This is a genomic window from Ruicaihuangia caeni, assembly GCF_029952955.1.
Taxonomy (GTDB): Bacteria; Actinomycetota; Actinomycetes; order Actinomycetales; family Microbacteriaceae; genus Ruicaihuangia; species Ruicaihuangia caeni.
In genome coordinates this window covers 18,840-44,622 of record NZ_JASATX010000005.1, presented here as the reverse complement: position 1 = coordinate 44,622, position 25,783 = coordinate 18,840, and the positions used below count along the sequence as shown (strand labels likewise).

General features: G+C 68.7%; 24 protein-coding genes and 1 tRNA gene. 19 read left to right on the top strand and 6 right to left on the bottom strand.

What is annotated here, in order from left to right:
- Together QF206_RS11165 and QF206_RS11160 are read left to right on the top strand one after the other, a co-directional pair.
- Positions 1–774, top strand: a complete 774-nt coding sequence (locus QF206_RS11165; RefSeq protein WP_281489317.1) for a glucose 1-dehydrogenase — start codon at positions 1–3, stop codon at positions 772–774.
- Between the two features lie 84 nt (positions 775–858).
- Complete coding sequence (locus QF206_RS11160; RefSeq protein ID WP_281489316.1) at positions 859–1,920, top strand: L-idonate 5-dehydrogenase; 1,062 nt, start codon at positions 859–861, stop codon at positions 1,918–1,920.
- Positions 1,921–1,982: 62 nt separating this feature from the next.
- On the opposite strand, the gene QF206_RS11155 is transcribed toward QF206_RS11160, so the two are convergent.
- Complete coding sequence (locus tag QF206_RS11155) at positions 1,983–2,696, bottom strand: FadR/GntR family transcriptional regulator (protein WP_281489315.1); 714 nt, start codon at positions 2,694–2,696, stop codon at positions 1,983–1,985.
- Positions 2,697–2,913: 217 nt separating this feature from the next.
- Here QF206_RS11155 and QF206_RS11150 point away from each other — a divergent pair, with 217 nt between their 5' ends.
- From QF206_RS11150 to QF206_RS11090, 13 genes are all read left to right on the top strand, one after another.
- Positions 2,914–3,525 carry a 50S ribosomal protein L25/general stress protein Ctc gene (locus QF206_RS11150; RefSeq protein WP_281489314.1) on the top strand — a complete coding sequence of 204 codons (612 nt, stop codon included), beginning with the start codon at positions 2,914–2,916 and terminating at the stop codon, positions 3,523–3,525.
- A 56-nt stretch (positions 3,526–3,581) separates the two neighbouring features.
- Positions 3,582–4,172 (top strand): aminoacyl-tRNA hydrolase, encoded by a 591-nt coding sequence (gene pth / locus QF206_RS11145; protein WP_281489313.1) that lies wholly within the window; start codon positions 3,582–3,584, stop codon positions 4,170–4,172.
- 80 nt (positions 4,173–4,252) lie between these two features.
- A complete protein-coding gene (gene mfd / locus QF206_RS11140; protein ID WP_281489312.1) occupies positions 4,253–7,885 on the top strand; it encodes a transcription-repair coupling factor in 3,633 nt (1,210 codons plus the stop codon).
- Positions 7,882–8,562: a MazG family protein gene (locus tag QF206_RS11135; RefSeq protein ID WP_281489311.1), complete on the top strand. Its 681-nt coding sequence runs from the start codon at positions 7,882–7,884 to the stop codon at positions 8,560–8,562. The genes mfd and QF206_RS11135 overlap by 4 nt, the downstream gene beginning before the upstream one ends.
- A gap of 363 nt (positions 8,563–8,925) precedes the next feature.
- On the top strand, positions 8,926–10,161 hold the full coding sequence (hisS, locus tag QF206_RS11130) for a histidine--tRNA ligase (RefSeq protein WP_281489310.1): 1,236 nt from the start codon (positions 8,926–8,928) through the stop codon (positions 10,159–10,161).
- Between the two features lie 140 nt (positions 10,162–10,301).
- The gene (gene eno, locus QF206_RS11125) at positions 10,302–11,582 is read left to right on the top strand and encodes a phosphopyruvate hydratase (RefSeq protein ID WP_281489309.1); all 1,281 of its coding nucleotides are present in this window, start codon (positions 10,302–10,304) and stop codon (positions 11,580–11,582) included.
- Between the two features lie 9 nt (positions 11,583–11,591).
- Entirely contained in the window at positions 11,592–12,095 is a 504-nt protein-coding gene (locus QF206_RS11120) for an FtsB family cell division protein (RefSeq protein WP_281489308.1), read from the top strand.
- The gene (locus QF206_RS11115; RefSeq protein ID WP_281489307.1) at positions 12,092–12,598 is read left to right on the top strand and encodes a DUF501 domain-containing protein; all 507 of its coding nucleotides are present in this window, start codon (positions 12,092–12,094) and stop codon (positions 12,596–12,598) included. Before QF206_RS11120 ends, QF206_RS11115 begins: the two co-directional genes overlap by 4 nt.
- A gap of 77 nt (positions 12,599–12,675) precedes the next feature.
- Positions 12,676–13,935, top strand: coding sequence for a S8 family peptidase (locus QF206_RS11110; protein WP_281489306.1), 1,260 nt, complete (start codon positions 12,676–12,678; stop codon positions 13,933–13,935).
- A 37-nt stretch (positions 13,936–13,972) separates the two neighbouring features.
- Positions 13,973–15,295, top strand: coding sequence for an NAD(P)/FAD-dependent oxidoreductase (locus QF206_RS11105; RefSeq protein ID WP_281489305.1), 1,323 nt, complete (start codon positions 13,973–13,975; stop codon positions 15,293–15,295).
- 135 nt (positions 15,296–15,430) lie between these two features.
- Positions 15,431–15,961 carry a flavodoxin family protein gene (locus tag QF206_RS11100; protein ID WP_281489304.1) on the top strand — a complete coding sequence of 177 codons (531 nt, stop codon included), beginning with the start codon at positions 15,431–15,433 and terminating at the stop codon, positions 15,959–15,961.
- Positions 15,958–16,419 (top strand): hypothetical protein, encoded by a 462-nt coding sequence (locus QF206_RS11095; protein WP_281489303.1) that lies wholly within the window; start codon positions 15,958–15,960, stop codon positions 16,417–16,419. Before QF206_RS11100 ends, QF206_RS11095 begins: the two co-directional genes overlap by 4 nt.
- 82 nt (positions 16,420–16,501) lie before the next feature.
- Entirely contained in the window at positions 16,502–16,924 is a 423-nt protein-coding gene (locus QF206_RS11090) for a pyridoxamine 5'-phosphate oxidase family protein (protein WP_281489302.1), read from the top strand.
- Positions 16,925–16,981: 57 nt separating this feature from the next.
- Here QF206_RS11090 and QF206_RS11085 read toward each other — a convergent pair.
- A tRNA-Leu gene (locus QF206_RS11085) sits at positions 16,982–17,054 on the bottom strand.
- A gap of 12 nt (positions 17,055–17,066) precedes the next feature.
- Positions 17,067–19,202 carry a hypothetical protein gene (locus tag QF206_RS11080; RefSeq protein ID WP_281489301.1) on the bottom strand — a complete coding sequence of 712 codons (2,136 nt, stop codon included), beginning with the start codon at positions 19,200–19,202 and terminating at the stop codon, positions 17,067–17,069.
- 233 nt (positions 19,203–19,435) lie between these two features.
- On the opposite strand from QF206_RS11080, the gene QF206_RS11075 reads away from it, so the two are divergent.
- Together QF206_RS11075 and QF206_RS11070 are read left to right on the top strand one after the other, a co-directional pair.
- The gene (locus tag QF206_RS11075) at positions 19,436–20,002 is read left to right on the top strand and encodes a LemA family protein (protein ID WP_281489300.1); all 567 of its coding nucleotides are present in this window, start codon (positions 19,436–19,438) and stop codon (positions 20,000–20,002) included.
- Between the two features lie 15 nt (positions 20,003–20,017).
- The gene (locus tag QF206_RS11070; protein WP_281489299.1) at positions 20,018–20,905 is read left to right on the top strand and encodes a M48 family metalloprotease; all 888 of its coding nucleotides are present in this window, start codon (positions 20,018–20,020) and stop codon (positions 20,903–20,905) included.
- A gap of 116 nt (positions 20,906–21,021) precedes the next feature.
- Here QF206_RS11070 and QF206_RS11065 read toward each other — a convergent pair whose 3' ends face one another.
- Positions 21,022–22,224, bottom strand: coding sequence for a winged helix-turn-helix domain-containing protein (locus tag QF206_RS11065; protein ID WP_281489298.1), 1,203 nt, complete (start codon positions 22,222–22,224; stop codon positions 21,022–21,024).
- 62 nt (positions 22,225–22,286) lie between these two features.
- Between QF206_RS11065 and QF206_RS11060 the strand changes: the two genes are divergently transcribed.
- Positions 22,287–23,426, top strand: coding sequence for an AI-2E family transporter (locus QF206_RS11060; protein WP_281489297.1), 1,140 nt, complete (start codon positions 22,287–22,289; stop codon positions 23,424–23,426).
- Entirely contained in the window at positions 23,419–24,678 is a 1,260-nt protein-coding gene (ilvA, locus tag QF206_RS11055; RefSeq protein ID WP_281489296.1) for a threonine ammonia-lyase, read from the top strand. The genes QF206_RS11060 and ilvA overlap by 8 nt, the downstream gene beginning before the upstream one ends.
- Positions 24,679–24,781: 103 nt before the next feature.
- Here ilvA and greA read toward each other — a convergent pair whose 3' ends face one another.
- Together greA and QF206_RS11045 are read right to left on the bottom strand one after the other, a co-directional pair.
- Complete coding sequence (greA, locus tag QF206_RS11050; RefSeq protein WP_281489295.1) at positions 24,782–25,267, bottom strand: transcription elongation factor GreA; 486 nt, start codon at positions 25,265–25,267, stop codon at positions 24,782–24,784.
- Between the two features lie 59 nt (positions 25,268–25,326).
- Positions 25,327–25,734 (bottom strand): DUF4307 domain-containing protein, encoded by a 408-nt coding sequence (locus QF206_RS11045; RefSeq protein WP_281489294.1) that lies wholly within the window; start codon positions 25,732–25,734, stop codon positions 25,327–25,329.
- Positions 25,735–25,783: the final 49 nt, after the last annotated feature.

Below are 25,783 nucleotides of genomic sequence, written 5' to 3'. Positions count from 1 at the left end.
ATGAGCACTTCGCTGTTCGATATCAGCGGCCGCGTGGCGCTGGTCACTGGATCCAGCCGCGGGATCGGCCGTGCGATCGCCGAGGGACTCCTGGATGCCGGAGCAGTCGTCGTGCTCAACGGCCTCGACCCGCAGCGGCTCCTCGACACCCACCGCGAACTCGTCGGCCGCTACGGCGCCGAACGGGTCCACGCGCGGGCGTTCGACGTGACCGACGGGGCGTCCACGGCTGAAGCTGTCGATTGGGTCGAGCGCGAGATGGGCCCGCTCGACATCCTGGTTAACAACGCCGGCATCCAGCACAGGGTGCCGCTGCTCGAGCTCGAGCAGGCCGACTGGGAACGCGTCGTGAGCACGAACCTCACGAGCGCGTTCCTCGTCGGCCGCGAGGCGGCCCGACACATGATCGCCCGCGGGCGCGGCAAGATCGTCAACATCGCGTCGGTGCAGGCCGACCTGGCACGGCCGACCATCGCCCCGTACACCGCGTCGAAGGGCGGCATCCGCAACCTCACTCGTGCCATGACCGCGGAGTGGGCGCAGCACGGGCTGCAGATCAACGCGATCGCACCCGGCTACATCCACACCGAGATGACCCAGAAGCTGGTCGATGACCCGCAGTTCAACGAGTGGATCCTCGGCCGCACCCCGGCGCATCGCTGGGGGACGACCGCAGACATCGTGGGTCCGCTCCTGTGGCTCGCGAGCGACGCTGCCGGATTCGTCAATGGCCAGGTGGTCTTCGTCGACGGCGGTATGACCGTCGTCGTCTGACGGAGAGCACTCAAGCCGGCCACCGGAGCGCTCAAGCGGCCACGCGCGGCCATCGCGCTCGGCGATCGAGACCAAGGAACGACCATGACTACCACCCCCACCACCCCATCGGTCCCCGCCGAGACGCTCGCGGTCGTCGCGCACGCAGCGGGCGATCTTCGTGTCGACTCCGTCCCGGTCGCGGAACCCGCGGCCCACGAGGCGCTGGTCCAGATCGCCTATGGCGGGGTCTGCGGGTCGGATCTGCACTACTGGCAGCACGGCGCCGCGGGCGAGTCGATCCTCAAAGCACCGATGGTGCTCGGCCATGAGGTGGTGGGCACGGTCGTGAGGGCCGCCGCAGACGGCAGCGGCCCCGCATCCGGAACCGCGGTCGCAGTGCACCCGGCCACCCCGGGCCCCGGCGACGGCGCACGCTACCCGCACGACCGGCCCAACCTCTCGCCGGGCTGCACCTACCTGGGCTCCGCGGCGCGGTTCCCGCACACCGAGGGTGCGTTCCTGAAGGTTGCCGCACTGCCGGCACGGATGCTTCGTCCCCTTCCGGCGCAGCTGTCGCTGCGCGCGGCGGCGCTCGTCGAACCGGCTTCGGTCGCATGGCACGCCGTGTCGCGAGCGGGCGACCTGGCGGGGAAGCGAGTGCTCGTGATCGGGTCGGGGCCGATCGGATCACTCATCGTCGCAGTGGCGAAACGCGCGGGGGCGGCTGAGATCGTGGCAACCGATGTGCAGGAGCTGCCTCGCCGCATCGCCGAGCAGGTCGGCGCCACCCGAACGATCGATGCCGCCGACCAAGCGGCGATCGACGCGGTCGAGGCCGATGTGGTGTTCGAGTCGTCGGGCAACCGATTCGGGCTCGCCTCGGCCTTCCGCGGCGCGATGCGCGGCGGGCGCGTGGTGATGGTCGGACTGCTGCCCTCGGGAGAGCAGCCGGCGCTCATCTCGCTCGCGATCACGCGGGAGCTCGAGCTGCTCGGCTCGTTCCGGTTCAACGACGAGATCGACGATGTGATCACGGCGCTCGCCGACGGCTCGCTGTACGTGGAGCCGATCGTCACGCACGAGTTCCCAGCCGAGCGCGCGCTCGAAGCGTTCGAAGTGGCGCGTGACGCGTCGCGGTCGGGGAAAGTGCTCTTGGCCTTCTGAGCCGTTCCTGCGGTGCTCGCCGGCAGGGGAGCGGCTGGGGCCGCGGCGACTGGAAGCGGCGGCTAGAAGTACAGGCGAGGCGTCGCGCTCCACACCGACTCGACCTCGGCGATCGTGCGGCGCATGATCAAGTCCATCGCCTCGCGGGCCCGCATCGGGTGTCCGCCCTGAATCGCATCGGCGACATCGACGTGCAACTGGAGCGCGTCCTCGTGAGGGTGCGTGGGCATGAGCCCGAGTTCCGTGCGGCCCGTCAGCACTGCGCCGATCGCCTCGTCGAGCTTCGCGAACATCTCGTTGCCCGAGGCTCGCAGCACGAGACGGTGGTAATGGATGTCGAGCTCGAGGAACGCGTCGAGATCGCCCGCGCGGCCGATCGACCGCATCCGTGCGGCGACGGCCATGAGCTCCGCTGAGATGTCCTGCGGGGCGACGCTCGCGGCCAACTCGGCCGCCATGGGTTCTATCGCCGAGCGCAGTTCGGTGAGCGACCGCAGCTGCGCGCCCTGGCCCGAGCCGGCGAGCCTCCACCCGATCAACTGCGGATCGAACACGTTCCACTCAGCCATGGGCAGCACTCGCACGCCCACGCGCTTGACCGACTCCACGAGCCCGATCGACTGCAGCACCCGGATCGCTTCGCGCACGACCGAACGGCTCACCCCGAGCTCCCGCTCGAGCGACTCGGCCCTCATGACCGTGCCTGCGGCGAGCTCTCCCTCCGCGATGCGGCGCCCGAGGCTGTCGACTACGCGGTTGTGGAGGCTCGAGGGCATAGCGGCCAGGATATCGGCGCCCACGCCGATGGCAGGCGCTCCAGGCATCCGGTAGACTCGCGGACGACCTCGGCGAGGGATGCTGTCGGCATCCGTGATCGACGCGGTGAGTGGGCACGAGTCTTCCTCACGCTGTCTTGCGTTCGAGTTGAACAAGCACCGGGCCCCGTCGGGCCCATCATCAGGGCAGTGCGCCCCAACAAGGAGTCAAAGAGAAATGTCTGACGACAACAAGCTCGCAGCGAGCGTTCGCAACTCGTTCGGCAAGGGCGCGGCGCGCAAGATCCGCGCCGCCGGCCGGATCCCCGCGGTCATCTACGGCCACGGCACCGAGCCGCAGCACGTCGAGCTCCCCGGTCACCAGACCATGCTCGCGGTGCGCAAGGCGAACGCCGTGCTCGAGCTCGACATCGAGGGCAAGTCGCAGCTCACGCTCGTCAAGGACGTGCAGCGTGACCCGGTGCGCCAGATCATCGAGCACGTCGACCTCATCGTCGTGAAGAAGGGTGAGCGGGTTCACGTCGAGGTGCCCGTGCACATCGAGGGTGAGTCGTTCAGCGGCACCATCCACGTCACCGAGGTCGCCACGATCCGCCTCGAGGCCGAGGCCACGCACATCCCCGAGAACGTCGTGGTGAACATTCAGGGCGCGGAGGAGGGCACTCAGTTCCTCGCGAAGGACGTCGAGCTGCCCCAGGGTGCGACCCTGATCGACGACCCGGAGCTCCTGCTCGTGCACGTCATGGTTCCCGCTGCGCCTGCAGACGAGACCGCCGAAGCGGCCGAGGCGCCGGCAGCGGCCGCTCCTGCCGCAGAGGCCTCGGAGTAATCCGCCTCTTCGCAACGCTCTCCGAGCGCCTCTCGAAGCGCTCCGAGCGCATGCGCATGACTGACGAATCGCCATGGCTGATAGCCGGGCTCGGCAACCCCGGGCCCGGCTACGCCGGCAATCGCCACAACGTCGGCCACATGGTCGCCGCCGAACTCGCCTCGCGGGTCGGCGGCGCCTTCCGGTCGCACAAGGCCAACGCGATGGTGGTGGAGGGGCGCGCCGTTCCGGGCGGCCCGAAGCTGATCGTGGCCACCCCGAACACCTTCATGAACGTGTCGGGAACCCCCGTCGCCTCGCTGCTGCGCTTCTTCAAGCTGGCGCCCGAGCGGCTCATCGTCATCCATGACGACCTCGATCTGCCGTTCGACACCGTGCGCCTCAAGCACGGCGGCGGCCACGGCGGGCAGAACGGCCTGCGCGACATCATTCGCGCCGTCGGAACGCCGGAGTTCACACGAGTGCGAGTGGGCATCGGTCGCCCTCCCGGCCGCCAGGCGCCCGCCGACTATGTGCTGAGCGACTTCTCGAGCGTCGAACGGCGCACGCTTCCCAATGTGATCGCAGATGCGGCGGATGCCGTCGAGCACATCACTGCTCGCGGACTCCTCGACGCGCAGCAACGGTTCCACACGCCCCGCGAGTGACCGCCGGGTTTCGCCCGGGCTCCGTCGTCGCGGCCGTACTCCCCGGCATCCGTTCAAGCGGGCCGACCTAGAATCGACCGGTGATGCTCGAACGGATGATTCCGGCCCTTTCGTATGCCCAGACGTTCGAATCAGCCCTCGGGAGGGCTGAGCGCGATGCTGACTTCTCGCTCGTCGACGGGCTGCGAGCGCCTCTCATCGCGGGCCTGATGCAGCGGCGCGCCGGCAAGGCGCTGCTCGTCATCACGGCGACCAGCAGAGAGGCCGAATCGCTCGCGCGCGGGCTCAACTCCTACCTGCCCGCGGCGACGGTCGTCGAGTTCCCCGCGTGGGAGACGCTGCCCCACGAGAGGCTGAGCCCGAGCGCCGAGACCGTCGGGCTCCGCATCGCCGCGCTGCGCGCCCTCAAGCGGTGGGAAGGCGTGAACGCCGGCACGGGTGAGAGCGACCGGCACCCGTTCGTGCTCGTTGCGTCTGTGCGCGCCGCGCTGCAGCCGCTCGCCCCCGACCTCGCCGCGCTCGAGCCGGTGGAGCTCGCCGCCGGCGGCCGCGGCCACGATCTCACCGCAATCGCCGAGCGCTTGGTCGACCTCGCCTACAGCCGGGTCGACATGGTGACGCGCCGAGGCGAGTTCGCGGTGCGCGGCGGCATTCTCGACGTCTTCGCCCCGACGGCATCGCATCCGGTGCGAATCGACTTCTTCGGCGACGAGGTGGAGCAGATCCGCGAGTTCTCGGTCGCCGACCAACGATCCGCAGCCGAGCCGATCGAGCGAGTCGAGCTGCAGCCGAGCCGTGAACTGCTGCTGACGGATGCCGTGAAGCAGCGCGCCCGCGAGATGCAGCACGAGTTCCCCAGCATCAGCCAGCTCTTGGCGAAGATCAGCGAGGGCATCCCCGTCGAAGGCATGGAGTCACTTGCGCCCGCGCTCATCGAGAAGCTCGTGCCGATCACCGAGTACCTCCCGGGCGACGCCGCGGTCGCGGTGGTCAGCCCCGAGCGAGTCGCCACGCGCGCTCAGCACCTCGCCGAGACGAACCGCGAGTTCCTCATGGCCGCCTGGGATGCCGCGACCGCCGGCGCAGAGGCTCCGATCGACCTCGCACGAGAACTGCGGTCAGGGCTCGACAGCGGCGACTTCCTGTCGCTCCGCGAGCTGCGCGAGAAGGCAGGGAAGCGCTCGTGGTGGACCTTCAGCGCCTTCGACACGGGGGAGGCCCTCAGCGACGAGGAAGCGGTCGAATCCGCCGGCGACTATGTGCGCGTCGAGGCCACGGCGGTGCCGAGCTTCGCCGGCAACATCGAGGGAGCGGTCGCGCATGTGACCGAGCGCCTGCGTGAAGGATGGAGCATCGCGGTCGCCGCCGAGGGAGTCGGCCTCGTCGAGCGCGCGGCCGATGTGCTCGCCGAGCACGAGCTCGCCGGGCGCATCGTCGACGAGTTCCCAGACGAACCTGAGCCTGGCGTCGCCTACCTCGTTCGTGCCGCGGTCGAGGCGGGCTTCGAGCTGCACGACACTCGACTCGCCGTACTGAGCGAGGCCGAGTTCTACGGCAGGACCGCCGGGTACTCGGGCCGGCAGGTGAAGAAGCTCGCAAGCCGCCGGAAGAACGTCGTCGATCCGCTGCAACTGCGCGCGGGCGACTACGTGGTGCACCAGACGCACGGCATCGGAAAGTTCATCGAACTCACGCAACGCGAGGTCTCGAGCGGCGGCCGGAACGCGGTGAAGTCGACGCGCGAGTACCTCGTGCTCGAGTACGCTCCGTCGAAGCGCGGCCACGCCGGCGACCGGCTGTTCGTGCCGATGGACCAGCTTGACCTGCTCACCCGGTACGTCGGCGGCGAGTCGCCGAGCCTGTCGAAGATGGGTGGCAGCGACTGGTCGGCGGCGAAGAGCAAGGCCCGCAAGGCCGTGCGCGACATCGCAGTGGAGCTCGTGAAGCTCTATTCCGCTCGCATGGCGTCGAAGGGCCACGCCTTCTCGCCCGATACCCCGTGGCAGCGTGAGCTGGAAGAGGCGTTCCCCTTCGCCGAGACTCCAGACCAGTTGCAGACCATCGACGAGGTCAAGGCCGACATGGAGCGCTCCGTGCCCATGGACCGACTCCTCTCTGGAGACGTCGGCTACGGCAAGACCGAGGTCGCCGTGCGCGCCGCGTTCAAAGCCATCCAGGACGGCAAGCAGGTGGCGATGGTCGTGCCGACGACACTGCTCGTGAAGCAGCACCTCGAGACGTTCACCGAGCGCTTCGCGGGCTTTCCGGTGCACCTGCGTGCTCTCAGCCGGTTCCAGACCGACAAGGAGGCGAAGGAGACCATCGAGGGGCTCGCCGACGGCTCGGTCGACATGGTCATCGGCACGCATCGCGTCATCAGCGAGGGGGTGCGGTTCAAGGACATCGGGCTCGTCATCATCGATGAGGAGCAGCGCTTCGGCGTCGAGCACAAAGACGCGCTCAAGAAGCTCAAGACCAATGTCGACGTGCTCGCGATGAGTGCGACGCCGATTCCGCGCACGCTCGAGATGGCGGTCACCGGCATCCGCGAGATGTCGACGCTCGCCACACCGCCGGAAGACCGGCATCCGATCCTCACCTTCGTCGGTCCGCGCTCCGACAAGCAGATCGCCGCCGCCATCCGGCGCGAGCTGCTGCGCGAGGGTCAGATCTTCTTCGTGCACAACCGGGTGTCGAGCATCAACCGGGTCGCGGCCGAGATCGCGGAGCTCGTGCCGGAGGCGCGCATCGCAGTCGCGCACGGCAAGCTCAGCGAGTCCCAGCTCGAGCGAGTGATCGACGACTTCTGGGAACGCCGCTTCGATGTGCTCGTCACGACCACGATCGTCGAGACGGGTCTCGATATCGCGAACGCGAACACGCTGATCATCGACCGCGCCGACAAGTACGGCCTGAGTCAGCTGCACCAGCTCCGCGGACGCGTGGGCCGCGGACGCGAGCGCGCCTACGCCTACTTCCTCTACGACGCCGACAAGCCGCTCAGCGAGACGGCGCACGAGCGGCTCTCGACCATCGCGTCGAACAACGAGCTCGGCGCGGGCATGCAGATCGCGATGAAGGACCTCGAGATCCGCGGCGCGGGCAACCTGCTCGGCGGCGAGCAGTCGGGGCACATCGCGGGCGTCGGCTTCGACCTCTACCTGCGCATGATCGGCGAGGCCGTGAGCACCTTCCGCGGTGATGTCGCCGAAGGTCAGACCGAGCTGCGGCTCGAGCTGCCCGTCGAGGCGCACATCCCCGAGGAGTACATCGAGAGCGAGCGGCTGCGTCTCGAGGCGTATCAGAAGCTCGCAACGGCGGCTGCGCCGGCATCCGCTCCCGATGCCATCGACCGAGTCATCGAAGAGCTCGACGATCGCTATGGCGCTCTCCCCGAACCCGTGCAGCGGCTCATCTCGCTCTCCCGTCTGCGCAGGCACGCGCAGCAGGCCGGTCTCGGCGAGGTCGTCGTCATGGGCCAGAACCTCCGCATCGCGCCGGCCGACCTGCCAGACTCCCTGCAGGTGCGGCTGCAGCGCATGTATCCCGGCGCGAAGCACTTCGCCCAGGCGAGGGCCATCAGCATCCCGCTGCCGAAGGCCGGCGGCGCGGTGCTCGCCGACGGTGCCCTGGTCGAGTGGACCGCGAGTCTGCTCGAGGCGATCTTCCCGGTTGAGCGGGCGGATGCCGAGAAGAAGGAAGAGGTGTCATGACACAAGACCGGGTGACACCGCTCGACAGCCTCTTGCTGCAGTTCCCTCGCATGCTCGACCCAGAGGGCGGCTGCGTATGGAACCGGCAGCAGACCCATCGCTCACTCGTGCCCTACCTGATCGAGGAGGTGTACGAGCTCGTCGAGGCCATCGAGACGGGCGACCGCGACGGCATGCTCGAGGAGCTGGGCGACGTGCTGTACCAGCTCGTGTTCCACGCAGAGCTCGCGGCGTCCGAGCCGGGGGAGGGCTTCGACCTGCAAGACGTGGCGCGAGCGGTGACAGACAAGATGGTGCGCCGGCATCCGCATGTGTTCGCCGATGTGTCGGCGCCCACGGTCGAACGGGTTCTCGAGGTCTGGAACGAGGCCAAGTCGGCCGAGAAGCGCGAGCGCCGCAGCGTGCTCGAGGGAGTGCCGCGGGCGCTTCCTGCCCTGGCGCTCGCCGACAAGCTCTTGGGCCGGGCCGCGCGAGTGGGCATCGACCCGGTGCGCTCGCCGTCAGAGCGGCTCGGAACGGATGCCGCGGCACCGACCGCCGAAGCCGAGCTCGGCGACGCGCTGCTCGCCCTCGTCGAGACCGCCCGTGAGCGCGGTCTCGACGCCGAGCAGGTGTTGCGCGATCGCTTGCGCGAGCTCGAGGCGGAGATCGCCGGCGCCGAGTCGCCCACGACCTGAAGGCCGGCGCCTGAGCAGTCGACGCCTGAGCAGCCTGTCGTGCGGTTGGCTCCGGGTTCAGGATGAACCGGGAGTCACCCGCCCGGTCAGGGTCCGGGCGGGTGACGTGCAAGCGTGTCGCCGCAACCCGAATGCTAGGCGACACGGCCGGTGAACCGGCGCGGCATATCCCGTGGATTACCCGATCCGACAGGTGCCGTGAGCGATCGGCGCATGTCCGATCGAGGGAAGACTATCTGGCTGCGGCAGCGATCGGGGCCAATGTTGCGGACGCCACGCCGGTGAGCGCTCCACGGTCGCGCCCGATCCCCGCCCGCTAGGGCGGAATTCGGTCGGCGCTCTTGCGGTGCGAGAATACGAGCCGTGGCAACTCAGGTGAACCCTCCCCGCGGCATGCGCGACTTCCTGCCGGCCGACAAGGCCCGTCGCGAACGCGTGCTGGCCGTCATCCGCGCGGTATTCCGCTCGCACGGCTTCGATGAGATCGAGACGCCCGTGGTCGAAGACAGCGAGCGCCTGCATTCGGGTCTCGGAGGCGACAACGAGAAGCTCGCGTTCGGCGTCATGCGCCGCGCCCTCACCACCGATGACCTCCGGGCGGCCGGCGACCCGATCGAATTGATCGACCTCGGTCTGCGTTTCGACCTCACGGTGCCGCTCGCGCGCTTCTACGCCAGCCACCGGGCAGAGCTGCCACCGGTCTTCCGCGCGATCCAGATAGCCCCGGTGTGGCGCGCGGAACGCCCGCAGAAGGGCCGCTTCCGCCAGTTCATGCAGTGCGACATCGACATCATCGGCGAGGCAGGCCCGCTCGCCGAGATCGAGTTGCTCGCCGCCGCGGCCGACGCGCTCGACGCCCTCGGGCTCGCGGGATGCTCGTTCCGCGTCAACGATCGCCGCATCCTCGCCGGCATGCTCAACCACTGGGGCGTTCCGGCCGAGCAGCACGAGCGCGCGCTCATCACGATCGACAAGCTCGACAAGATCGGGCCCGAGGGCGTCGCCGCCGAACTCGCGGAGTCGGGAATCGGCGCCGAGGGCCTGGCAGACGCGCTCACGGCGTCAGGCTGGCAGCTGCTCGACGATCCGCCCGCCTGGCTCGACCGCGACGCGTACGCCGAACTGCTGGCGCTTCGCGACGCGGTGCCCGGCGCCGACATGGTGTTCGATCCCACGCTGGTACGCGGCATGGGGTACTACACGGGCACGATCTACGAGATCGCCCATCCCGCGCTCGGCTACTCGCTCGGCGGCGGCGGCCGCTACGACGGCATGATCGGGCGCTTCCTCGGTTCACAGGTGCCTGCGGCGGGAATCTCGCTGGGATTCGAGCGCCTGGTCGACCTCGTCGAGCTCGAGGAGGGCGCGCACCAGGCGTCGGTGGCGCTCCTGCACGACGCGGATGCCGCGGCATCCGACCTGGTCGCGCTCAAGCGCGAACTGCTGCAGTCGGGCCGCGCTCAGCGAGTGCGAGTGGAGCGCCGCCCCAAGAACACGAAGGCGACCCTCGACCGGCTCACGGAGGAGGGCTTCACGCACTTCGCGTTCGTGCGCGCCGACTCGACGCTCGACACGCTCGAGCTGCGGAGCCTGGGCTAGCCGTCGACGCCCTCGGCCGCACGTAGCGCTCGAAGGGCGACGGCTCGACGCGCGCACCCTCGGTAGGATGATCGGCGGACGCGCCACCCGTCTGCCTGAGCCCGAAAGCATCCCGCACGCATTCTGAAGGAGACCATCCCGTGTCGTTGATCGAGGCCGTAGACGCCCGCGAGATCCTTGACTCCCGCGGCAACCCGACCGTCGAGGTCGATGTGCTGCTCAGTGACGGCACCGTCGGCCGTGCCGCCGTGCCGTCGGGCGCCTCGACCGGCGCCTTCGAGGCCTATGAACTGCGAGACGGCGATTCCGAGCGCTACCTCGGCAAGGGCGTGCGGAAGGCCGTCGACGCGGTGCTCGACCAGCTCGGTCCGGCGATCGAGGGCTTCGAAGCCAGCGAGCAGCGGCTGATCGACCAGGCTCTCATCGAGGCCGATGGCAGCGACAACAAGAAGAATGTCGGCGCCAACGCCATCTTGGGCGTCTCGCTCGCCGTGGCGAAGGCCGCTGCTGACAGCGCCGATCTGCCGCTCTTCCGCTACCTCGGCGGGCCCAACGCGCACGTGCTGCCCGTGCCGCAGCTCAACGTCATCAACGGTGGCGCGCATGCCGACACGAACGTCGACATCCAGGAGTTCTTCCTCGTGCCGCTGGGCGCTGAGACGTTCAGCGAGTCGCTTCGCTGGGGGGTCGAGACCTACCACGCGCTCAAGGCCGAGCTGAAGTCGAAGGGCCTGACGACCGGGCTCGGCGACGAGGGCGGCTTCGCCCCCGACCTCCCGAGCAACCGCGCCGCGCTCGACCTGCTCATGGAGGCGATCGACACGGCCGGCTTCCGGGCCGGCACCGACATCGCCGTGGGCCTCGACGTCGCCTCGACCGAGTTCTTCCACGACGGCGTCTATCGCTTCGAGGGCAAGGACCTCAGCGCCGCCGACCTCATCGCCTACTACGGACAGTTGCTCGACGACTACCCCCTCGTGACGATCGAGGACCCGCTCGCCGAAGACGACTGGGAAGGCTACGAGCAGCTCACTCGAGAGCTCGGCCGGGCAGTGCAGCTCGTCGGCGACGACCTCTTCGTCACGAACCCCAAGCGTCTCGCGCAAGGCATCGAGCGTCACGTCGCGAACTCGATCCTCGTGAAGGTGAATCAGATCGGTACCCTCACCGAGACGCTGGATGCGGTCGCGCTCGCGCAGCGCAGCGGCTACACCGCCGTACTGTCGCACCGCTCGGGTGAGACCGAAGACACCACCATCGCCGACCTCGCCGTCGCCACCAATGCCGGCCAGATCAAGACTGGCGCCCCCGCTCGCTCGGAGCGTGTGGCGAAGTACAACCAGCTGCTGCGCATCGAGGAGGAACTGGCGGATGCCGCGGTATTCGCGGGTCGCAGCGCCTTCCCTCGATTCCGCGCTTAGCCTCGACGTATGTCGCGTCGCCCCACCTCCAGACGGTTCTCCGTCTCAGTGCCAGGCGCCGACACGCCGGCGGGAGCGTGGCTGCGCGGCATCCGGCTTCCGGGCTTCGCCGTCAGCATGCTGTTCCTGCTGGTCGCTGCGATCATCGTGCTCGCGCCGAGCCTGCGGCTGCTCATCGAGCAGCAGCAGGATCTCGCGGCGCTGCGTGAAGCGGTCGCGAAGCAGCAGGCAGAGGTCGAGCACCTGGAGGAAGAGCTCGCCCGCTGGGACGACCCGGCATACCTCGAGGCGCAGGCGCGTTCGCGGCTGTACTACGTGTATCCGGGCGAGATCAGCTACCTGGTCATCGATGACGGCCAGACGCCGGTGACCGCCGACGGGCTTCCGATCAGCGACGAGATCCAGACCACCGAGGTCGATTGGCTGCGCATGCTGACCACGTCGATCTTCACCGCCGCCACGACCATCGCCCCGCCGGCCGAGCTCGCCCCGCCGACGCAAGGAGCACCATGACGACCCCGCCGTTCGACCCGCCGACGCCCGACGACATCCGCATCGTGTCGCATCAGCTCGGCAGGCCTGCTCGAGACGTGATCGGCATTCCGGCGCGCTGCGTCTGCGGTGCGCCGACCGTCGTCGCGACGAAGCCGCGGCTGAGCGACGGCACGCCCTTCCCGACGCTCTACTACATGAGCCACCCAGCGGCGACGGCTTCGATGTCGCGGCTCGAAGCGAGCGGCATGATGCCCGAACTCACGGCCATGCTCACCGGAGAACTCGGCGAAGCGTATCGACGCGCGCATGAGCAGTACCTCGCCGATCGCGAGTCGATCGAGGTCGTCGAGGAGCTCGACGGTGTGTCAGCGGGCGGAATGCCCGACCGCGTGAAGTGCCTGCACGCCCTCGCCGCGCACTCGCTTGCCGCAGGGCCGGGCGTCAACCCCATCGGCGACCTCGCCCTCGAGCGGGCCGATTGGAGCCCGGCGGTCTGCGAGTGCGTCCCCTACGAGGACTGAGCGGCGTGGAGCGACTCGGCCGAGCCAACAGCACTGCATGGCGTGCACGGCGCCGGATGCCGTCAGGTCGGCCTGGCATGCGCGCCGGCGTTCGACGGGTCGCCGCCGCGCTCGTGGCCGCCGCTGCATCCGTCGTGCTGATCGCGCCGCCCGCGCACGCCGATCAGGTGCGAGAGATGGAGTACTGGCTCCATGAGTACGGCATCACGCAGGCCTGGAACACCACGCGCGGCGCGGGTGTCACCATCGCCGTGATCGACTCCGGCATCGACAGTTCGCACCCCGACCTCGCCGGTGCTGTCGTCGGCGGTGCCGACTTCTCAGGGTTCGGCGCGCCCGACGGGCAACGCCCGGTCGGCTCCGGCGGAGGACGCGCTCACGCCACGATGGTGGCCTCGCTGGCGGCAGGTCGGGGCTCGGCCGCGGGCGTCGGGGTGATCGGGGTCGCGCCTCAGGCATCGCTGCTGTCCATCTCTGTGGGCTTCGGAGAAGGCACCCGCAATTCCGACGACCAGATCGCGGATGCCGTGCGCTGGGCCGCCGACAACGGCGCTGATGTCATCAACATGTCGCTCACGCGCAACACGCTCGACTGGCCCACCAGTTGGGACGACGCCTTCCTCTACGCGATGGAGCGTGACGTGGTCATCGTCGCGGCCGCCGGCAATAGGGGCTCCGGCACGGTCGAGGTTGGCGCGCCGGCCACCATGCCGGGGGTGCTGACCGTTGCAGGCCTGAGCCGCTCGGGCACGGCCAGCTTCGATGCGTCTTCGCAGGGCATCACCATCGGCGTGGCGGCCCCTGCGGAAGATCTCGTGGGCGCAGCGCCGGACGGCTCGCACGTCACGTGGCAGGGTTCCAGCGGCGCGACTCCCATCGTCGCCGGGGTCGTCGCGCTGGTCATGGCGGCGCATCCCGAGTTGAGCGCGGGAGCGGTCATCGACCGCATCACTCAGACCGCGAGGGATGCCGGCGCCCCCGGGCCCGATCCGCTCTACGGCAACGGGATCCTCGACGCGGCAGCGGCGGTTCGCGGCACGGTCGAGTCGAGCGGCGTCGAACCCGCTGAGCAGCTGCGCGAGTGGATCCGGCTGCACCGGCGGGCGCCCATTGAGGAGGAGCCTGCGACCACGCCGCAGCCGGTCGTGCCCGCGCCCGAGGTCGAACCCGCGCCGGTGCCGCAGGCGCGGGGCCCGGTGGGTGAACTGCTCCCGACCGTGAACGAGCTGCGGCTCGTCGGCATCCCACTGCTCGTGCTCGGCGGATTCTCGGCCGCGGCCATCGCGCTGGGAGTGGGTGCAGCCCGGCACGTCAGGAGGCAACGCGCAGGGGAGTAAGCTATTGGGGTCCATTGCGTGAGGAGACGTTGTCAGCGTGCCTAGAATCCTGATCGTCGGCGGAGGTTACGCCGGCTTCTACACCGCGTTCAAGCTCGAGAAGCTGTTGCGTGACGGTGAAGCCGAAGTGGTCATGGTCGATCCCCGGCCATACATGACCTACCAGCCGTTCCTCCCCGAGGTCGCCGCCGGTTCCATCGAGCCCCGACACGCTGTCGTCTCGCAGCGCCGCCACCTCAAGAAGACGCAGGTCATCACGGCCAAGGTCACGAACGTCGACCACGCCACGAAGACCGCGACGATCGAGCCCGAGCACGAGCCGGCCTATGAGCTGCAGTACGACGTCGTCGTCGTCACCGCCGGCGCCGTCTCTCGCACATTCCCGATCCCCGGTGTCGCCGACGAGGCGATCGGCCTGAAGAACATCGAAGAGGCCGTCGCGATCCGCGATCGCGTGCTCACGAACTTCGACAAGGCCGCACAGCTGCCGCCCGGACCGGAGCGCGACCGCCTGCTCACCTTCGTCGTCGTCGGCGGCGGGTTCGCGGGCATCGAGATCTTCGCCGAGCTGCGCTCGTTCGCGAGCTCCTTGCTCAACCGCTACCCCGAGCTCAACTTCTCCGACACCCACTTCCACCTCATCGAGGCGATGGGTCGCATCATGCCCGAGGTGTCGCTCGAGACGAGCAAGTGGGTCATCAAGAACCTCGACCAGCGCGGCGCGACCATCCACCTCGACACGCAGCTCTCCTCGGCTGTCGGCGGCCGGTGCGAGCTCTCGACCGGCCAGGTCATCGAGACCGACCTCATCGTGTGGACCGCTGGTGTCATGGCGAACCCGCAGATCACGCGGAACACCACCCTCCCTGTCGAGGAGCGCGGCCGCATCCAGACCCGCGCCGACCTCCGCGTGGGCACCAAGGACGAGATCGTTCCGGATGCCTGGGCAGCCGGTGACGTGTCGGCAGTGCCCGACCTGAGCGGCGGCGGCGTCGGCGGCTTCTGCGTGCCGAACGCCCAGCACGCGGTGCGCCAGGGCAAGCTGCTCGCGCGCAACATCGTGGCGGTGCTGCGCGGCGAGGAGCCGAGGGACTACTTCCACAAGAACATGGGCGCCGTCGCCGGACTCGGCATCGGCCACGGAGTCTTCCAGTCCGGCAAGCTCGCCATCAAGGGCTGGATCGCCTGGCTCATGCACCGCGGATACCACGGTCTCGCGATTCCCATGTGGGAGCGCAAGCTGCGGGTGTTCTCGGGCTGGTGGAACAACTTCTGGCTCGGCCGCGACAACGTGTCGCTCGAAGCGGTGCAGCAGCCGCGGGCCGCGTTCGAAGAGTTCGCCTCGCGCCCCAAGGTGTGAACCCGCGCGCCTGAGCGCAACGAGCTTCGAGAGCGTCCGGCGCCCTGCCGGAGCAGCGACGCAGCATGCCGTAGGACCTGAGTCCTAGTGGTTCCTCTCCTCGACCGTGATGATGGTCGCGGAGAGGAGACCGCCATGACCGCTGTCGTGCTGTACGAGTCGATGTTCGGAAACACCAGGCGGATCGCTGAAGCGATCGCTGAGGGACTGTCTCCGGTCACCGCGGTGACCGTCGAGCCGTGCTCGCGAGGCGGGGGAGCGGACGCCGACCTCGTCGTGCTGGGGGCACCGACGCACGCGCACACGCTTCCTCGACCGGAGTCGCGGAAGGAGGCCGCGCGGTGGGCTGACGACCCCGAGCAGCACCTGACGCTCGAGCCGGAGGCGACGGCATCCGGCGTCCGCGAGTGGCTCGAGCAGTTGACGACGCCGCCCGAGGCGTGGGCCGCGTTCGGCACCCGTGTGGACATCCCCCGGATGTTCGCCGGGGATGCGTCGGCCGGCATCCAGCGCAGGCTCCGTCGTCTCGGTTCCGATCCGATCGCCGAATCCGAGTGCTTCGTGGTCACCACGAAGAACACGCTCGTCGACGGCGAATTGGAGCGCGCTCGGGAATGGGGGCGCTCGCTCGGCGAGCACGTCTTCGCTCCACTCGTGGCGGAATGACCTCGACGCGCCCGGCGCGAGTCGCGCTGCTCTGGGTTGAGGGGTTCGTCGCCGTCACGGCCCTCGCCGGGGGCGCGGCGCTCGCGGTCGGCTCGCTCATGCCCGAGCTCGACCTGGTCATCACCCCGCCGCCCGAGTATCTCGACGGCTCGCCGTTCACGAGCTATCTCCTGCCCGGGCTCGTGCTCGGCCTCGTGCTCGGAGGAGTCCATGCGCTCGCCTTCGTGCTGCTGCTCCGACGTCGCCCCGCCGCCCTGTTCGCGGGCGCGGCGGCCGGGTACGCAGCGTTGATCTGGATCTTCGTGCAGATGACCGTGATCCCGTTCAGCGTGTTGCAGGCGGTCTACTTCGCTGCGGGCGCCGTCGAGCTCGGGCTCGTGCTGGTGATGCTCGGACTGCTGCCGATCGGCTCCTCACGGCGTCGAAGTGAGCGCAGCGAGAGCAGCGCGAACGCTTGATTGCTGCTCGTGCGCCGGTCGTCCGCCGGTCGTGCGCCATTCCGGCATCGCGCTTCGGGGCGAGCGGCTGCACAATGGGCGCATGGACTACGCGGAAGAGCGGCCGCCGTCCCGTGCCCTGTCGCCTGAGGAGTGCTGGGAGCGCATCAAGGCCGCACCGTACGGCCGTATCGCTGCGGTCGCAGGCGGACAGCTCGATATCTTTCCGGTGAATCACGGAGTCGACGACGACGGCAGCATCGTGTTCCGCACGGCGGCCGGCACGAAACTGCTCGAACTCACGATCCACCAGCAAGTGGCCTTCGAGATCGACGGCTACACCGACGCCGACGCGTTCAGCGTGGTGGTGAAAGGCACCGCGACCGAGTTCGACAAGCAGCGCGAGGTCTACGCCGCCGAACGGCTCGGCATCACGCCGTGGGCGCCCGAGGAGAAGGACCGCTGGGTGCGGATCATGCCGAGCGAGATCAGCGGCCGAGAGTTCCTGCGCGCGCCGCGAATGTGAGCCGCGATTGTGAGTTCGGTCGGGTTCGCGCCACTCGCGGTGCAAGCTCGACTCCTGTGTCCCGACTGGGATTCGAACCCAGACTGAGGCGATTTTAAGTCGCCTGCCTCTGCCGTTGGGCTACCGGGACTCGCCTGCGAGCCTAGCGGCGGCTCTCTGGCGCCACATACCGCTGCCACAGCCAGGCGGCGAGCACGCATGCCGCGAACCCGACCGGAATCGCGAACGCCGCGACGATCAGCGTTGTCGAACCGGCCATGAGCACGACGGCTGCGAGCAGCACGACCACGAAGGTCGTCACCGCCCATGCCAGGGGCGACCAGGCGAACACGATGCGCCCGGGCAATGCTCTGATCGGCAGCGTCAGCAGCACCGCCGAGCCGAATCCTGCGAGGCAGACCGTAGCGAGGAACTCGCTCAGCGTCGAAGCCCAGAAGCCATCCACTCGCCCCATCGCCGAGTGCGCGATCCACGCGGCGGTGGCGAGTGCCGTCAGCGCGACGAGCTGCGTCAGGGCGATCGCAGCACGCCGTGCGCGCGGGATCTGAAGCGGGATGGTGGTGGCGATCAGCACACCGAGCACGATCGGCGGATGGACGTCGAACATCCTGGAGGCGAGCGTCGCGAGCGCCGCGAGGGCGAGGTACGCGGGCACGAAGCGCTGCCATGTGGTGACGCGAAGCGCGCGCGAGGCGAGGCGTGATGCCAGCGCGACCCCCACGAGATTCAGCACGACGATTCCCGCCCCGATCGCGCCGAGCAGCCGCACATAGCGGGACTCCGGCAGCAGACCGGTCGACAGAGCGGCCAGGATCGCGGCTCCGAGCACGGCGCCGCCGACCACGATCGCGGGGCGCACGAGCGGACCGTCCTCGCCGGCGGATGCCGCAAGCGGCCGGTTTCGGCCGAAGAACCGCACGCGCGGCCTGCTGCTGCCCGCAGCGAGCAGCATCGCCATGCGCAGGGGCAGCGCGACGAAGACGACGAACACCAGCCCGAGGAACGGGGCGATCGCCCAATTGCCGCGCTCGAAGGCCTCGACCGGTGTCGGTATGTTCCAGCCGAACCCGGTCGGGGTGCCCCAGGTGAGCAGCGGCGGAGTCTCGCCGCGGTCGGGGGCAGGCACGGGCCCGGGGAAGAAAGGATCGGCCGAGGGAGCGGAGGTCGGCCCCTCATCCGGTGCCGGCGTCGGATCCACGGCCTCGGGGTCCAACGTCTCCGAGGGCGGCGGCGACGGCGTGCTCGGTGCGGTCGGGAGTGTGGGTTGGGCGCTCGCTGGTGCACGTCCGTAGTGCACCTCGAAGGGCAGGTTCGAAGGGCCGGGATTGCCGGCGGCATCCCATTGCAGCGCGTGCACGAGCCAGGTGCCTCTCGGCACATCGGTTCCCTGGCACGACCACGCGCCGCCTGCCACGAGCGCGGTGCACACCGGGGCGCTCACACCTGATACGAAGACCGAGACCGTCGCGTTGTTCTCTCCGGTGCCCGCATACGTCGTCGGCTGGGTCGTGATGCGCTGACCAGCAGCCGGCGAGGTGACCGTCGGCGCCGGGGGATTGTCGGTGTCGATCGTCAGTGTTCGCGACTGTGCGTGCGACCACCGTGGTGAGGCTCCAGGTGCTCCTTGCTCCACGCTGACGGTGTAGCTGCCGCTGGGAAGCCTGGAGCCATCGCCCGCCACGAGCAGGCAGGTCCAGCTGCCGCCGGAGTCGACCCGTCCGCAGTCGACGGCGGCGCTGGCCGGCCCGGTCGCGGTGGCGCGCACGAGCGCAGACGGGTAGCCGACCCCTTTCACGATGCCGATGCCGAGCGCCGGCCCTGAGATGACGGGAGGTCCGAGCACCAGCAGTCGCGTGGTCCACGAGTCCAGCGAGTCGCCGTCGCGGAACTCGGTCACGCGCAATGTCAGTTCACCGTTGGGCAGCGGCGTCGCGCATGACCAGCGCCCATCGACGGGCGATGCGGATGCCGTGCAGCCCGCTTGCGGCGGCTGCCCCGCCCGCACGATGTCCACGACGATCGTGCTGCCCGCGGTCGCCGTGCCCGAGGCCGTCACCGAGCCGACGGGCAAGAAGCCGTCGGCCGCGGGTGTCGGCGAGAGCGTCACCTCGCCAAGGGCAGTGGCTGCCGACTCGCCCTGTTCTCCCGGCGATGCCGCGGCAGGAGCGGACAGCGAGAGCGCGATCATCGCCATGAGCGCCACGACCGCCACGCGGGCGACCCGCGTCGCCGTCGCCTCGCGGCGAGCGGTGCGAGGGGCAGCGGACAGGGGGTGCACAGTACGGTCTACCCTAGGCGAGCGTCGACGAATCCAGGCGGCTCTTTCCACCACGGGTGCCGTGTCGGAGCGCCGATCGACCGGGGCGCCTGGACTGAACGACGCGCGAGGCGGCGCCACTGCCTCTTGCCCCGTATTCTCGGGCGCGGGGAGGGTGAGCAAACTTCGGCTCCGGCCTTCGAGAGTGCTCAGAACCCAGCGGATCCAAGGGCTCGCTCACGTATCATGCCGATATGGAAACCCTCATCGTCATCGGCGTGATCGTGCTGCTGGTCGTGATCGTCGGCATCTACCTCTGGGCGACGTACAACTCGCTCGTCACGCTCAACGTGCGCGTCGATGAGGCATGGAGCGACATCACCGTGCAGCTCAAGCGCCGCGCGGACCTGATCCCGAACCTCATCGACACCGTGAAGGGATATGCCGCTCATGAGAAAGCCGTCTTCGAGTCGGTGACCCAGGCGCGCGCCGAGACGCTTTCCGCCCACGGGCCGGCCGAGGCATCCGTCGCCGAGAACCACATGCAGCAGGCGCTGAAATCGATCTTCGCGGTCGCCGAGGCGTACCCCCAGTTGCAGGCGAGCCAGAACTTCCTGCAACTGCAGGCCGAACTGGTCGACACCGAAGACAAGATCCAGGCCTCGCGCCGGTTCTACAACGGCGGCGTGCGCGAGCTCAACACCAAGATCAAGCTCTTCCCCAACACGCTGTTCGTTCGGGGGTTGGGCTTCACGGAGCGCGAGTTCTTCGAGGTGGGCGACACTGCCGCGATCGCGGAGCCTCCGCGCGTTCAGTTCTAGTCGGCGGGACGCTGAATGTACCGCGCGATCGCACGGAACAAACGCAATACCGTCTTCATCATCCTGGTCTTCCTGCTGATCATCGGCGGGCTCGGGTTCTTCGCGAACTGGTACTACGGTGATGGCAGTTGGACGATCTTCATCGGAACGATCGTCGGTTCGCTGGCCTACGTGGTGCTGCAGTACTTCGCAGCGGGTCGGCAGGCGGTGGCCATCTCGGGCGGTCGCGAGATCACGAAGGCGGACGAGCCGCGGCTGTATCGCACCGTCGAGAACCTCGCGATCACGAACGGCATGCCCATGCCGAAGGTCTATGTGATCGACGATCCCGCGCCGAACGCGTTCGCCACGGGCCGTGATCCGGAGCACGCCATCGTCGCGGCCACCACAGGGCTGCTCGAGATCATGACCGATTCCGAGCTCGAGGGCGTCATGGCTCACGAGATGGGTCACGTGAAGAACTACGACATCCGCGTCTCGATGATCGTCTTCGGTCTCGTGGTCGTCATCGGCTTCCTCGCCGACATCCTGCTTCGCATGTCGTTCTTCGCCGGGGGCAACCGCAACAACAACAACGCGAACCCGATCATCCTCGTGCTCGGCATCGCGGCGATGCTCATCGCGCCGCTCGTCGCCGGGCTGGTGCAGGCGGCGGTGTCTCGCGAGCGCGAGTACCTGGCCGACGCCACCGGGGCTCTGACCACGCGGCATCCCGAAGCGCTCGCGAGCGCGCTCCACAAGCTGGGGGAGTACGGCAGGCCGATGCGTCGACAGAACACCTCCATGGCGCACATGTGGATCTCAGACCCCACGAAGCCCGGAATCATCGATCGCATGTTCTCGACCCACCCGCCGATTCCCGACCGCATCCGCCGACTTCTCGGCAGCGCAGACCGCTTCTGAGACCGTCTCGCGCCGCCGACAACTTCTGAGACAGTTCGCGGTCCCGAACGGTTCTGAAACGGGTGTCCGTCGCCGATCGGCCATCACGCTGTGACGAGTGCCGGCTCGGGCAGTCGCTAGCGCAGTGCGGATGCCGCCGCTTCGAGTTCCGCCGAGAGGTCGCCGCGCCCGGAGAACTGCACGCGCTCGAGCCCCTGCCAGCGCATCGCCTGGTCAAGCAGCGGCACGATGCGCTCCACCTCCGCCCTCGCACCCGACTCGCGCCACGCCGACTGCACGAGCAGTGTCTTCGCCTTGCGATCGCTCTTGAGGTCCATGCGCCCCACGAGTCGATCGTCGAGGAGAAGCGGCAGCGTGTAGTAGCCGTGCACACGTTTGTGGGCCGGCGTGTAGATCTCGATGCGGTAGTGGAAATCGAAGAGCCGCTCGGCGCGACGCCTGAACCACACGACCGGGTCGAATGGTGAGAGCAGCGCGGCCGCAGTGATCTTGCGCGGCCGTCTCGCCTCGGCGTGAAGGTAGGCGAGGTCGCGCCAGCCGTCGACGGCGACCGGCACCAGCACGCCTCCATCGACGAGCTCGCGGATCGCGGTCATCGTGTCGTCGCGCCGCATGCGGAAGTAATCGGCGAGGTCGGATGCCGTCGCGATGCCGTATGCGCGGGCAGCGCGCTCGACGAGCTGCCGCTTGGCATCGGCTGCCGGAACCTCGAGGTCGAGCACCTCGCGCGGAAGCACTTGGTGCGGCAGCGCATACACGCGCTCGAACCGTTGGCGGCCGGCGGTGGTCACCTCGCCCCGGCGGAACAGATGCTCCATCGCGATCTTCACGTCGGACCACCCCCACCACGGCCCGCGGGAGACGTTCGCGTCGTGCTCGATCTCACTCACGCGAAGGGGGCCCTTCTCGGCAAGCTCGTCGAGCAGCCAGTGAGCGAGCGGGCGGTTCGCCTCGAACCACTCCCGCTCCTCTTCGCCGCGGTACCGCTCCATGCGCCAGCGCAGCAGCGGCCACGTCGACACCGGAATCACGGCTGCTTCGTGCGCCACGTACTCCACATGACCCTTGCCGGGCGACAGCGCGAGCTCGTCGAGCAGCGCCCGGTCATACGAGCCCAGGCGTGCCAGCGGCGGCAGGTAGTGGCTGCGCTCGAAGACATTCACCGAGTCGAGCTGCAGCAGCCCGAGCTTCTCGATCGTCGATCGAAGACGACGTGCCGTCACAGGGCCGCCCGGCATCGAGCCGAAGCCTTGTGCGGCCACGGCAATGCGCCGGGCGAGAGCAGGCGACACCGAATCGGTCGCGAGGAGGCGAGTCACGTGCCCGATGCTAGCCAGGGCTACCGACATGCTCTCGGGTTGCGCGCCAATACACTGAAGAGGTGGCATTCCGGAAGCGCATCGCGACGACTGAGCGGTCGCGCGCGGAGATCGTGAGCGACTCCCTGCCCATCGGCATGCACATCGCCGGCGCGTGGGCTTGGCGCATCCTCGCGATGCTCGCCGTGCTCGGTGTGGTCGTCTTCCTCGTCATGCAGCTCAGGCTGCTCGTGATCCCGCTCATGGTGGCCGTGCTCATCGCGGCGCTGCTCGTCCCGTTCTGCAACTGGCTGCAGTCGCACCGCTGGCCCAAGGGTCTCGCGGTCGCCGTCTCCGAACTCGGATTGATCGCGGTCGTGGCGGCGTTGGTGTACCTCGTGATCACGCAGGTCGCGGAGGGTGTGCCGTCGCTGCAGACCAAGGCGCTCGAGCGCTACGACGACCTCAAGACCTGGTTGCTCGAATCGCCGCTGCATCTCACCGAGGCCGACATCAACGGGTATGTGCAGGCGGCGGTCGAGTCCATTCAGCGCGACAGCCAGTTCATCATCTCGGGGGCGACGTCACTCGGGGCGAGCGCCGGGCATTTCATCACCGGCGCGCTGCTCGCCCTGTTCGCGACGCTGTTCATGCTGATCGACGGTCGAAGCATCTGGCACTGGGTCGTCAGGGTCTTCCCGCGCCGCGCGCGCCCGGCGATCATGGGCGGAGGCCAGGCCGGCTGGGTCACGCTCACCAACTTCGTGAAGGTGCAGATCTTCGTCGCCTTCGTCGATGCCGTCGGCATCGGCATCGGGGCGGCCATCCTGCAGCTTCCGCTCGTGATCCCGATCGCGGTCGCGGTGTTCCTCGGCTCATTCGTGCCCATCATCGGTGCCCTCGTCTCGGGCGCGCTGGCCGTGCTCGTGGCGCTCCTCTACTACGACATCTGGATCGCGCTCATCATGCTCGGGATCGTGCTGCTCGTGCAGCAGATCGAGGGCCACGTGCTGCAACCGCTGATCATGGGCTCGGCGGTCAAGGTGCACCCGCTCGCCGTCGTGCTGGCGGTCGCGGGCGGCGGCATGCTCGCCGGCATCCCTGGCACCCTGTTCGCGGTGCCAGTCATCGCGACCCTCAACGTCATCGTGAAGTACATCGCCTCCGGGCAGTGGCGCACGAACCCCCATCCGCAACTGAAGGATGTGATCGCGGATGCATGAGCACGCGGCGCCCGCTGATGCCGCCACGGTCTTCGCCGGGCCTTCGCTCGCGGAGTTCGAGGCGGCCCGTGAAGTCGTCTCGCGGGCGGCCGACCCGACCCCCATGGAGAGCTCGCGCTACCTCGCCGAGGTGCTCGGCCACCCGGTCTCGCTGAAGTGCGAGAACCTGCAGCGCACGGGGTCGTACAAGATCCGCGGCGCGTACAACCGCATGGCGCGGCTGAGCGACGAGGAGCGCGCGAGGGGAGTGGTCGCGGCATCCGCTGGAAACCACGCCCAGGGCGTCGCCTTCGCAGCGCGCGAACTCGGCATCAAGGCGACGATATTCATGCCTGTCGGCGTCGCCCTGCCGAAGCTGCAGGCGACCCGCGCCTATGGCGCCGAGGTGGTGCTGAGCGGGCACACCGTCGACCAGCCGCTGCGCGCCGCTGCCGAGTTCGCAGCCTCTACCGGCGCCGTGCTGATCCCGCCGTTCGACCACTACGACGTCGTGATGGGGCAGGGCACGCTCGGTCTCGAGATCCTCGATCAAGTACCGGATGTCGCGACCATCGTCGTGCCGATCGGCGGTGGCGGGCTCATCGCCGGCATCGCGAGCGCGGTCAAGCAGCGCGCGGCCGCCGAGGGCAAGCGCATCAAGGTGATCGGCGTGCAGGCCGAGAACGCCGCGCCCTATCCGCTGTCACTCGAACGCGGTGAACCGGTGGACATCGAGATCACTCCCACCATCGCCGATGGCATCGCGGTGTCGAAGCCGGGCGCGCTGAACTTCGAGATCGTGCGCCAGGCCGTCGACGACGTGGTGACCGTCGACGACGACGAGATCGCGAAGGCGCTCCTCGTGCTGATCGAGCGCGCGAAGCTCGTGGTCGAACCCGCGGGTGCCGTGGGCGTGGCGGCGATCCTCAGCGGCAAGATCGACGCGACCGGCCCGACGGTCGCCGTGCTGAGCGGCGGCAACATCGACCCGCTCATGCTCGAGCGCATCGTGAGTCATGGGCTCGCCGCGTCGGAACGGTACCTGAAGCTTCGGATCCCGCTGCCCGACCGCCCAGGACAACTCGCAAGGACGGCCGAGATCGTCGCCGAGCAGAACGCGAACGTCGTCGAAGTGCTGCACACCAGGCATGGCGGCGGCCTGCAGATCAGCCAGGTCGAACTCGAACTGCACATCGAGACGCGCGGGCCGGAGCACGCCGAGCGGGTGCTCGCGGCCCTGCGGTCTGCGGGCTATTCACCGCGATCGGTGTGACCGCCGCGGCGGATCATTCAGCGATCAGCGATCAGCGATGGCCGTGCGAGCCGAGGCGCCAAGCCTGCAGTCGGCTAACTGCCCGCGGCGCAACGGAGACGCATCAGCCCGCGAAGCTCTCGACCTTCAAGACCTTGACGGTGATCTCTTTGCCATTCGGCGCGATGTAGCTGGTGGTGTCGCCGGCCTTGCGGCCCATGATTGCCGCACCTAGCGGGCTCTGCTCGCTGTACACGTCGAGGTCGCTGTCGCCCGCGATCTCGCGGCTGCCGAGCACGAACGTCGACTCGTCGCCGAGAATCTCAGCGGTGATCAGGGTGCCCGGGGCGACTGTGCCGTCGCTGGCCGGGGGCTCGCCGACCGTCGCAGTGCGAAGCAGCTCGGTCAGCTGACGGATGCGGGCCTCCATCTTGCCCTGCTCGTCCTTGGCCGCGTGATAGCCGCCGTTCTCCTTGAGGTCGCCTTCTTCGCGCGCAGCCTCGATGCGCTTCGCGATCTCGGTGCGGCCTTCGCCGCTGAGCTGCGCGAGCTCTGCACTCAGCCGGTCGTACGCCTCCTGGGTCAGCCAGGTGACCGAAGTGTCAGACATACTGCTCCTCATACGAAATGAGACCGGCCGTTCGGCCGGTCCCTGGTGAATGCCACATTCTACTGCGACCAGCAGTGGTGGATCAACCCTGTCGTCGCCGGCTGCATGACGCGCACCGTCTCGCTGAACGCCCTGACATGTCGGTCGGATGCCGGGATGTCGACGATCTTCCAGCCGACGATGTTCTTCGACTCGCTGAGCGCCTGCACAGCGCACTGCACCGGCGTACCGGGTTCGACGGTCAGCTGCCAGCGCACTTCGACCTCGTTCGCGCTCTCGTCCACCGAGTAGCCGGTCGTCCGCGAGTCGATCTCGGCGCCGGGGGAGAGGAGCCCTGCCCACACGACCCACGCGACGAAGACGAGAGCCACGGCGCCGCCGAAGACCCACAGCATCCGTCGATCCCGTTGCGCCCTTTCGGGCGTTCGGCCGTACCGTTCTTGCAGCCGCGACGCCTGGTCAGTCACGCACACTCCTCGCGATTAGTCTTGAACAAGGCTATTCCGACTGGCTGAG